We start from the raw sequence: 10,384 nt of genomic DNA, 5'->3' as shown, positions 1-10,384 counted from the left end.
CTTGAGTGCTGCGATGTTGGCGTCGCCGTTGAGCATGCGGGGGTCCACCGTGTTGGCGACCCACGCGGCAAGCGACAGGCCGCGAGCGGCGATGGCCTCGACGGTCAGCATGGCATGGTTGATGCAGCCGAGCCGCAACCCCACCACCAGCACAACCGGCAAGCCGAGTTGCTGCGCCAGGTCGGCGCTATCGTATGTCGCGTTGAGCGGCACGCGGAAACCGCCGACGCCTTCCACCACCACCGCATCGGCCATGCCGCTGAGTTGGCGGTAGCAAGCCAGAATGTGCTCCGGTTCGATGGTGCGCTGTTCCTGCGCTGCGGCGATGTGCGGCGCGGTCGGCTGACGCAGCAGGAACGGCGTCGTCAATTCCTGCGGCAAGCTGAGGCTGGCCTCTGCCGCCAGAATATCGGCATCGTCGTTGTGCCAGACGCCATCGCGCAACTCAGCGCCGGCGGCGACCGGCTTCATGCCGGCGCTGCGGATCCCGGCCTTGGTGAGTGCGTGCAACATCGTCGCAGCAATCAAGGTCTTGCCGATTTCGGTATCGGTGCCGGCGATGAACCAGGATGCCTTGCAGGGATTAGCGGTGCGCTCAGCCATGACCCACCACACTGTCGAAAACTGCTGCGGTGCGTGCTGCCAGTAAATCGATTTCCTCATCGTCGAGGATGTACGGCGGCATCAGATAGGCGGTCTTGCCAATCGGCCGCAACAGCAATTCATGCTCGACTGCACTGACGAAAAAGCGCCGTGAAAAAGTCAGCGCCTGCGCCTTGTTGTCGAGCGCCGCGTCGAACGCCCAGATCATCCCGCGCTGGCGAAAATGCCGTACTTTGGGATGCTGCGCCAGCGGCGCCAGTGCCGCCGTGATGCGTTGCGCACGCTGCCGATTGCTGTTGATCACGTCGTCTTCATCGAAGATCGCCAATGTCGCCAGCGCGGCGCGGCAGGCCAGCGGGTTGCCGGTGTAAGAGTGCGAGTGCAAAAAGCCGCGCGCCAGATCGTTATCGTAGAAGGCCCGGTAAATTGCATCGCGCGTCATCACCAGCGACAACGGCAGATAGCCGCCGCTGATGCCTTTCGACAGACACAGGAAATCCGGCCAGAGCGGCGTTTCACCGGGCAAGGCGGCTTGTTCGGATGCGAAAAAAGTGCCGGTGCGGCCGCAGCCGACGGCGATTTCGTCGAAAATCAGATGCACCTTGTAGCGGTCGCACAATGCGCGCAGCTGGCGCAAATAGAGCGGATCGTGCATCGCCATGCCGCTGGCGCATTGCACCAGCGGTTCAATGATGATGGCGGCGATGTGGCTGGAGCGCTGCTGCAGCAATTTCTCCAGCGTCGAGGCGGCGCGATGCGCCACATCGGCCGCGCTCTCGCCATCGCGTGCGCCACGCGCATCGGGCGAGGCCACCACATGCGCCTGGCGCAGCAACGGGCCGTAGGCATTGCGGAACAGCGGCACATCGGTCACCGCCAGCGCGCCGATGGTTTCACCATGATAGCTGCCCTTGAGGCAAACGAATTCCTGCTTGTCGGCATAGCCGGCATTGCGCCATGCATGGAAACTCATCTTCAGTGCGATCTCGACTGCCGAAGCGCCATCGGACGCATAGAAGCAGTGCCCGAGGACGTTGCCGGTGCGCGCCGCCAGCTGTTCCGACAACTGCACTACCGGCTCGTGTGTGAAACCGGCCAGCATCGCGTGTTCCAGCTGATCGAGCTGATCCTTTAACGCGCCATTGATGCGCGGATTAGCATGGCCGAACAAGTTGACCCACCAGGAACTGATAGCATCAAGATAGCGTTTGCCATCGGCGTCATACAGCCATGCGCCGCGCCCGCGGCTGACCGCAATCAGCGGCACCGATTCATGATGCTGCATCTGGGTGCACGGATGCCAGACGCTGGCCAGGCTGCGCCGCACCAGCTCCGATTGCGGTAGTTTTTTTTCAGTTTTATTCAATTCCATTCCTTGTCACGCGCCGCGCTGAGGCGTCGGCATCATTGCCAGCCAGCGCATGCAACGCGCTTACCAGTTGATCTACTTGTTCGATACTATGGGCCGCCGACAACGAAACACGCAGACGCGCGCTGCCCTGCTGCACAGTCGGCGGACGGATTGCCGGCACCCAGATACCTTGCTGACGCAAGCCTTCCATCAGGTCGAGCGCCAGTTGGTTATCTTCCACGATGACGGCCTGCACTGCCGTTGCCGATGGCAGCAACGGCCACGGCAAAGCGGCCAGGCCGCTGCGCAGACGCGCTATCAATTGACGCAAATGCCGATGCCGCCAATCCTCGTCCTGCATCACCTTGATTGCCACCAGCAACGCACTCGCCAGCAACGGCGGGCTGGCGGTGGTGAACACGTAGGTGCGCGCGCGTTGCAGCAGCCATTCGATCAGCAATGCATCGCCAGCCACGAATGCTCCGGCCACGCCGGCGGCCTTGCCCAGCGTCCCCATGTACAGGATGCGCTGCGACTGTATCCCAAAATGGGCGAGACTGCCGCGTCCTTGCGGCCCCAGCACGCCAAAGCCATGGGCATCGTCAACCAGCATCCAGGCATCGTATTTTTCGCACAGCGCCAGCAGTTCCGGCAACGGCGCAATATCACCATCCATGCTGAAAATCGCATCGGTGACAATCAGTTTGCGCGGGCTATTGCTCTTGGCCAGCAACTCTTCCAGCCGCGCCACATCGGCATGCGGATAAATGCGCAACCGGGCAGCGGACAAACGCGCGCCGTCGATCAGGCAGGCGTGGTTGAGACGGTCCGAGAACACCACATCGCCGGCGCCGACCAATGCCGGGATGATGCCCATGTTGGCCATGTAGCCGGTCGAAAAGTGCAACGCGCGCGGCATACCGACGAAGGCTGCCAATGCCTGCTCCAGTTCCTCGACCACGCTGGTATGGCCGCTGATCAGCGCCGATGCACTGGCGCCGACGCCGTACTTCTGCAACCCGGCGGCGGCGGCGGCGTGCAACGCCGGGTGGTTGGCCAGGCCCAGATAATCGTTGCTGCAAAAGGCCAGGTACTGGCGGCCGTCGACCTCTAGCAACGGCCCTTGCGGACCGTCGACAATGCGCCGCTTACGCAACAGCTTCTGCTCTTGCAACGCGGCCAGCTGCTGGCGGATCTGCTTGAGCAACTCAGGCATGGTGCGCTTTCGTCGGCGGCGCATGGAGTGCTGACGCGGGCCGCGCAAATTGCAAGGGCAAGCGGTTGAGGCTGCGATATACCGCGTTCTCACCCCACGATTGCGTGCTGCCAACCAAGCCTAATTGGGGCAGGCGCTGCATGACGCTACGCATGGCAATTTCTGCTTCCAGATAGGTCAGCGTGGCGCCGATGCAGACATGCGGGCCGTAGCCGAAAGACAAATGCGCGCCTTCGTTGCGACGGATATCAAGACAGTCGGGATCGCTGAATCTGGCCGGGTCGCGATTGGCGGCGCCGATCAGCGGAATCACCAGATCGCCCTTCTGCATGACCTGGCCATGCATCTCGACAGCAACCTTGAGGCGGCGGCCGGTATATTGCACCGGGCTGTCAAACCGCAGCAACTCCTTCAACGCCGCTGGCAGCAGGGATGGCTCGGCTTGCAGTGCCTGCCATTGCTGCGGATGTTGCAGCAACGCCAACATGCCGTTGCCGAGCAGGTTGCGCGTGGTTTCATGACCGGCAAACAGCAGCGTGCAGCACTGCGCCAGCAATTCCTTGGTAGTGATGATGCCGCCGCTGGCTTCGGCGCGGATCAGTTGGCTCATCAAGTCGTCGCCCGGCGCGGCACGACGTTGCGGCAGCAATTGCCGGAAGTATTCGTTCATCGCGATCAGGCTGATCTGGGCGCGCCGGGCAATCTCCAGCGTTGGCGTCGGGCTGCCGATGAAGGCCGCGATATCATCGGACCAGGCAACAAATTCGCTGCGGTCTGCGGCGCCGATGCCGAGCATGCCGGCAATCACCAGCGCTGGCAACGGCCGGGCGAAATCGCGCATGAAATCAAATTCAGCAAACGGTCCGGTGCCACCGACGGCCTTCGCCAGCACGTCGTCCAGCAAACCATCGACGATGCGTTGAATCTGCGGCGCTAACCGCTGCAACGCCGCCGGTTTGAAGCCAGCGTTCATCACCTGGCGCAGGCGGGTGTGCTGCGGCGCATCGACGAACAGCAACGAGCGCGAAAAGATCCGTTTGAATTCACGCAACTCGGCCAATGCTCCCGGCCCGCTGCTGTTGGCCCAACCACCGGCACGTCGCACCGAGAAGCGCGGATCGCGCAACACGGCAGCAACGTCGGCATGCCCGGTCAGCAACCAGGCGCCACCGCAGAACTCGGGGCTCCAATGCAGCAGCCCCTCGGCGCGGAGTGCGCGGTAGGCGGGATAGGGGTCGTTCAAAAAAGCTTGGTTAATCATTTAGTATTATTTTCCAGCACTTAAGCTGGCGAAATCGCCTCTGCAAAGACCAAATTGTATGTGATCGCCCTGCAATCACTGTAGCAAGGACGGTTTACGCTTCTCCAGAAAGGCAAGCACGCCCTCGCGGCCTTCCGCAGAGGCGCGGATCTTGGCTATATCTTCGACGGTATCGGCAATCAGTGCTGCCGTCAGCGGCTGACCGGCAATCGCCCGCACCAGACGCTTGGCTTCGGTAACGGCGTTGGGGCTGGCCGCCAATAAGGCCTTGAGCAGCTGATGCACGCATTCGTCGAGTTTTTCCGCTGCGGCAACTTCATGCACCAGGCCGAGGCGCTGTGCGGTTTCTGCCGAAAAGCGCTCGGCGGTAATGAAATAGCGGCGCGCCGCCGACTCGCCGATGGCTTTAATGACGTAGGGCGAGATGGTAGCCGGAATCAGGCCGATTTTCACTTCCGACAAACAAAACTGCGCGCTATCGACTGCCGCCACAATATCGCAGGCCGACACCAGTCCCAGGCCGCCGGCATAACAATCGCCCTGTACTTTGGCGATTACCGGCTTCGGACATTGGTAGATGGTGCGCAGCATGGTCGCCAATTGGGCGGCATCGGCGCGATTCTGCTGCGCTGTGTAATCGGCCATTGCCTTCATCCAGTGAAGATCGCCGCCGGCGCAGAACGCTGCCCCGTGCGCCGCCGGCGCAGAACGCTGCCCCGTGCGCCGCCAGCACAATAACGCGCACCTCCGCGGCACTGCCCAGTTCCAGGAAAGCGTGCGTGATTTCGGCAATCATGGTTTCGTTGAAGGCATTGCGTACTTCGGGCCGGTTGAGCGTGACGACGGCCGTTTTGTCTTGCCGATCTATTGATATCGTTTGGTAGTTCACAGCACTCTCCCGCCGTTATTTGCTTATCGTGGTTATCGGCGGCACCAAAGGAATGGCAAATTGAATGCGGCTGATGCTTGTACTTTCATTGACGACAGCCCCACTGGCGCCAATATCAATCGCCAGTTGCACACCTTTTTGAATTTCACCAAGCGTCGTCGCAATAAATGCGTGAAGTTCCATAGCTGCCTTCATCATTAATTAAATAAATATTTATTTCAGCAAATGATCATTGAAATATTTACATCCTAAAAACGCCAAACTTGGTATCAGCAATCGGCGCATTCAGCGCCGCGCTCAACCCCAGCCCCAGCACCATACGGGTATCGGCCGGGTCGATCACGCCGTCATCCCACAAACGCGCCGATGCGTAATACGGATGGCCCTGGTGTTCATACTGATCGCGGATCGGCTGCTTGAACGCCGCTTCCTCCTCGGCGCTCCAGCTGCCGCCTTTGGCTTCGATGCCGTCACGCTTGACGGTTGCCAGCACGCCGGCGGCCTGATCGCCGCCCATCACCGAAATCCGCGCATTCGGCCACATCCATAAAAAGCGCGGCGAATAGGCGCGGCCGCACATGCCGTAGTTACCGGTGCCGAAACTGCCGCCGATGATCACCGTCAGCTTCGGCACCGCGGTGGTCGCCACCGCTGTCACCATCTTGGCGCCGTGGCGGGCGATACCCTCATTTTCGTAACGGCGGCCGACCATGAAGCCGGTGATATTTTGCAGGAACACCAGCGGGATCTTGCGTTGCGAGCAGAGTTCAATGAAGTGCGCGCCCTTCAATGCCGCTTCCGAGAACAGAATGCCGTTGTTGGCGATAATCCCGACCGGCATGCCGTAGATATGGGCGAAGCCGCAGATCAGCGTGGTGCCGTAGCGCGCCTTGAATTCATCGAACTCGCTGCCATCGACCACGCGCGCAATCACTTCACGCACATCGAACGGCTTGCGGGTATCGAGCGGAATCACGCCGTACAGTTCCTGCGCCGGATACTTCGGCTCCACGACCGGGCGCAACAACGGCCCTTGCGGTTTCTGGCGGTTCAGATTGGAGACGATGGTACGCGCCAGCGACAGCGCGTGCATATCATTTTGCGCCAGATGGTCGGCCACCCCGGACAGGCGAGTATGGACATCGCCGCCGCCGAGATCTTCAGCGCTGACCACTTCGCCGGTGGCAGCCTTTACCAATGGCGGACCGGCCAGAAAAATCGTGCCCTGATTCTTGACGATGATCGATTCGTCGCTCATCGCCGGCACGTAAGCGCCACCAGCGGTGCACGAACCCATCACCACAGCGATTTGCGGAATGCCCTTGGCCGACAGGTTGGCCTGATTGAAGAAAATGCGGCCGAAGTGATCGCGATCCGGGAACACTTCGGCCTGATTCGGCAAATTGGCGCCGCCGCTGTCGACCAGATAAATACAAGGGAGATTGTTTTGTTCAGCGATTTCCTGCTCCCGCAAATGCTTCTTTACACTCAACGGATAATAAGTGCCGCCCTTGACGGTAGCGTCGTTGCAGACGATGACGCATTCCTGGCCGGCGACGCGGCCGATGCCGGTAATTACGCCGGCGGCAGGCGCGGCATCGCTGCCGTCCTGGTCCTGATAGACGTGGTAGGCCGCCAACTGAGAAAATTCAAGAAACGGTGTGCCCGGGTCCAGCAGCATCTGCACCCGCTCACGCGGCAGCAACTTACCGCGGGCGACGTGCTTGGCACCCGCACCAGCGCCACCGCCTTCGACGATCTGCGCCACCTTCTGGCGCAGATCGTCGACCAGCAGATTGAGTGCATTGGCATTCTGCTGAAATTCTTCGCTACGCGGATTGAGCTTGCTTTCTAACTGGTGCATTGCGATGTCCTTTGTGTCTGGTTCTAGTCTATACAACAGCTGTTTTATGCCTTACTCAAAACCTATCTGATCCAGTGATAGCGGGTCGGCGATTACCAGTTGGCGTCGCGGCCCGGGCGGCCCTAACCGGGCGTCCCCAACCTCCTCCGAACGTGGGGAGGCAATTTAGTGCATAAATTTAGTGCATAAATTTAGTGCGTAACTTTGGTACGTAACTGGATCTCCGCATTCGCGGGGATGCCGGTCCTACTGATACCGTCCAATTCTTGTTTAAGCGGTGTGAATGTCATTGAGCTTCAGCGCGTCCTTCATCGCTTCGCGAATCTTGAATTTCTGTATCTTGCCAGTCACCGTCATCGGGAAAGCATCGACAAAACGGATGTAGCGCAGCACCTTGTAGTGGGCGATCTGACCGCGGCAGAAATCGCGCACGCTCTGTTCATCCAGCGTCTGCCCCGGGCGACGGATGATCCACGCGCACAATTCCTCGCCATATTTCTGGTCCGGCAGGCCGACTACCTGGACATCCTGGATAGCTGGATGGCGATATAAAAATTCTTCTATCGCGCGCGGGTAGATGTTCTCGCCGCCGCGGATCACCATATCTTTCATGCGGCCGACGATATTGACGTAGCCTTCGGCATCCATCGTCGCCAGATCGCCGGTATGCATCCAGCCGTCGCTGTCGATGGCTTCGCGGGTCTTTTCGGCGTCGCCCCAGTAGCCATGCATCACCGAATAACCGAGCGTGCACAACTCGCCGGCACCACCAACCGGCATGATCTGGCCCGACTCCGGATCGATAATCTTGACTTGCAGATGCTGCTGCACGCAACCGACCGTCGACACCCGCTTTTGCAATGGCGTATCGGTCATGCTTTGGCAACTGACCGGGCTGGTTTCCGTCATGCCGTAGGCAATCGTGATCTGTTCAAGATGCATATCGCGCACCACCCGCTTCATCACTTCGATCGGGCATGGTGAACCAGCCATGATGCCGGTGCGCAGCGTCGACAAATCGAATTCGGCGAAGCGCGGATGATCGAGTTCGGCGATAAACATCGTGGGTACGCGGTGCAGGCCGGTGCAACGCTCTTCCTGTACCGCCTGCAATACCGACAGCGGATCGAAACCGTCGTTCGGATAAACAATCGTCGCGCCGTGCGTCAGACAGGCCAGGTTGCCTAACACCATACCGAAGCAATGGTAGAGAGGCACCGGAATACAGAGCCGGTCACGGGCGCTCAGCTTCATCGCTACGCCGATGAAAAAGCCGTTGTTCAGGATATTGCGGTGGGTCAGCGTCGCTCCTTTTGGGAAGCCCGTGGTGCCGCTGGTGAACTGGATATTGATCGGATCGCTGGCCTTCAGGGTTGCGCCAAGCTGTAGCAACTGCGGATCGAGCGGATCGCCGCCGGCGATGAAATCGCTAAAGCGCAGCATCCCCGGCACATCGTCGCGGCCAAGCTGGATCACGGTTTTCAAGCACGGCAAGCGCGCCGCCTGCAATGCGCCGGGCGCGGCATGCTGCAATTCCGGCGCCAGCGTGCGCAACATGTCGAGATAATCGCTGGCCTTGAAACGGGCCATCGAGATCAACGCCTTGCAGCCGACATTGTTGAGCGCATACTCCAGCTCGCTGACCCGATAGGCCGGATTGATGTTGACCAGGATGATGCCGGCATAAGCCGTCGCCAATTGCGTGAGCAACCACTCGGCATTATTGTGCGACCAGATGCCGATGCGGTCGCCCGGTTGCAGGCCCAGCCGCAGCATGGCGCTGGCCAGCCTGCGCGCTTCGGTCTGTAGTTGCTGATAGCTCAGGCGGATCTGCTGATGGCGCGATACCAGGGCGTCGTTATCGGCAACGCGCTCCTCCATGTCGTCAAAAAAATGCCCGATGGTTTGTTCGATCAGCGGCATATCTTCACTGCCGCGGTCAATGCTTGCATTCAGTTGTTTCATGGTTTGTCTCCGGTTGGGCTGGCAGATGCTTCCTGTATTTTTATTTATTTTTATTTATTTGGAAAACTGCCGTCGACGTAGAACCAGCGCAACTGCCCCCCCGGCCCCGGGTTCGCGCTCATGCAGGAAACGACTGATTTCATGCAAGCGCTCGGCGCGGCCGCCGATCTTGTAGCGCGCCACGAATTCCACGGTGGCGCTGTCGCCTGCGCTTTCATGCTGGCGCACTTCCAGGCCCAGCCATTTCAGGCCGGCTTCAGTGCTGATCGGTTCAGGCGGGCGCGTGCTGCGGTGCCAGGTTGCCTGCAAGTAGTCGCCAAGGTCCATCACGTAGGCGCTGTAGCGCGAACGCAACAGCGCCGCGGCGCTTGGGGCGACCTCACTGCCGTTGTGATAGCGCCCGCAGCACTGCGCATATTTGCCGCCACCGCATGGGCAATCGATGTTCTTTTCTTTCAAATCTTGCCATCCCTTAGTAGTGCTTCAAGCTGATCGAAGCGATCAAAACCCCAGAACGACTCGCCGTCGGCAATCACGAACGGCGAACCGAACACGCCGCGTGCCATCGCTTGCTCAACGTCTTCCTTCAACTGGTTCTTGATCGGCAAACTGTTGATGCCTTCGATCAGGTCGGTGGTGTCGATGCCGGCACGGCGGCCGATTTCCGGCAGGTGGCTCGGCTCGCTGATGTTGATGCCGTCGACAAAATAGGCGCTGTAAATCTGCATGGCGAAATCGATCGCTTTTTGCTCGCCTTGCTGGGCGCGTGCCCACAACACTGCGCGCGCGGCCGCTTGCGTGGATATCGGCAAAACGTCTGGACGCCGATAAGGAATGCCATGAAAACGTGCGCTGCGCGCGAAATCATGCAACGCGTAGTCGCCCTTGACCGGCACCTGCGTCAGCGGCGCCGAGCCGGTGGCCTTGAACACCACACCGGGCAGGATCGGATGCCATTTAACCTCACGTGCGTATCTGGCCGCCAATTGGTTGATGCGAGTGGCGGCAAAATAGCCATACGGCGAAGAAAAATCAAAGTAGAAATCGATTGCTGCGGCCATGTTTTTAGAGGGTGTAATTAGTTTTGTGTAAACGGTCATTTGGCAGGACACTGCCACCATAGAGGAAAAAATGACCTACGTAAAACGCACCAAACGGGCCAAGCCCGATCCTGAGTTGGTCAAGCTGGCGGACAGCCTGCTTGCCAACTACAAGAAACCTGAAGACCTGATTGG

9 protein-coding genes and 1 pseudogene are annotated in these 10,384 nt (G+C 59.8%); all 10 read right to left on the bottom strand.

The genetic code is table 11. The annotated features are described in order from the left end of the window. A partial coding sequence (gene bioD / locus ACIQ0R_RS07920; protein ID WP_395825925.1) for a dethiobiotin synthase occupies positions 1-603 on the bottom strand: 603 nt, incomplete at its 3' end. Then, the gene (bioA, locus tag ACIQ0R_RS07915; protein WP_395825922.1) at positions 596-1,975 is read right to left on the bottom strand and encodes an adenosylmethionine--8-amino-7-oxononanoate transaminase; all 1,380 of its coding nucleotides are present in this window, start codon (positions 1,973-1,975) and stop codon (positions 596-598) included. The genes bioA and bioD, both read right to left, overlap by 8 nt. Further along, positions 1,962-3,194, bottom strand: a complete 1,233-nt coding sequence (gene bioF / locus ACIQ0R_RS07910) for an 8-amino-7-oxononanoate synthase (RefSeq protein ID WP_395825919.1) — start codon at positions 3,192-3,194, stop codon at positions 1,962-1,964. Before bioF ends, bioA begins: the two co-directional genes overlap by 14 nt. Then, positions 3,163-4,431: a cytochrome P450 gene (locus ACIQ0R_RS07905; protein WP_395825916.1), complete on the bottom strand. Its 1,269-nt coding sequence runs from the start codon at positions 4,429-4,431 to the stop codon at positions 3,163-3,165. Before ACIQ0R_RS07905 ends, bioF begins: the two co-directional genes overlap by 32 nt. A gap of 75 nt (positions 4,432-4,506) precedes the next feature. Then, positions 4,507-5,320 (bottom strand): annotated as a pseudogene (locus ACIQ0R_RS07900) (enoyl-CoA hydratase/isomerase family protein). 15 nt (positions 5,321-5,335) lie between these two features. Next, a complete protein-coding gene (locus tag ACIQ0R_RS07895; protein ID WP_395825913.1) occupies positions 5,336-5,503 on the bottom strand; it encodes a hypothetical protein in 168 nt (55 codons plus the stop codon). A 58-nt stretch (positions 5,504-5,561) separates the two neighbouring features. Next, positions 5,562-7,184 carry a carboxyl transferase domain-containing protein gene (locus tag ACIQ0R_RS07890; RefSeq protein ID WP_395825910.1) on the bottom strand — a complete coding sequence of 541 codons (1,623 nt, stop codon included), beginning with the start codon at positions 7,182-7,184 and terminating at the stop codon, positions 5,562-5,564. A 270-nt stretch (positions 7,185-7,454) separates the two neighbouring features. Next, positions 7,455-9,149, bottom strand: coding sequence for an AMP-binding protein (locus ACIQ0R_RS07885; RefSeq protein WP_395825907.1), 1,695 nt, complete (start codon positions 9,147-9,149; stop codon positions 7,455-7,457). Between the two features lie 54 nt (positions 9,150-9,203). Further along, positions 9,204-9,608 carry a YchJ family protein gene (locus ACIQ0R_RS07880; RefSeq protein ID WP_395825904.1) on the bottom strand — a complete coding sequence of 135 codons (405 nt, stop codon included), beginning with the start codon at positions 9,606-9,608 and terminating at the stop codon, positions 9,204-9,206. Next, positions 9,605-10,210 carry a 2-hydroxychromene-2-carboxylate isomerase gene (locus ACIQ0R_RS07875; RefSeq protein ID WP_395825901.1) on the bottom strand — a complete coding sequence of 202 codons (606 nt, stop codon included), beginning with the start codon at positions 10,208-10,210 and terminating at the stop codon, positions 9,605-9,607. The genes ACIQ0R_RS07880 and ACIQ0R_RS07875 overlap by 4 nt, the downstream gene beginning before the upstream one ends. Between the last annotated feature and the right edge of the window lie 174 nt (positions 10,211-10,384).

The sequence above is a fragment of the Collimonas sp. genome (genome assembly GCF_044339385.1).
Taxonomy (GTDB): Bacteria; Pseudomonadota; Gammaproteobacteria; order Burkholderiales; family Burkholderiaceae_D; genus Collimonas.
The sequence above is the reverse complement of the archived record's forward strand: the minus strand, read 5'-3'. Positions and strand labels throughout refer to the sequence as shown.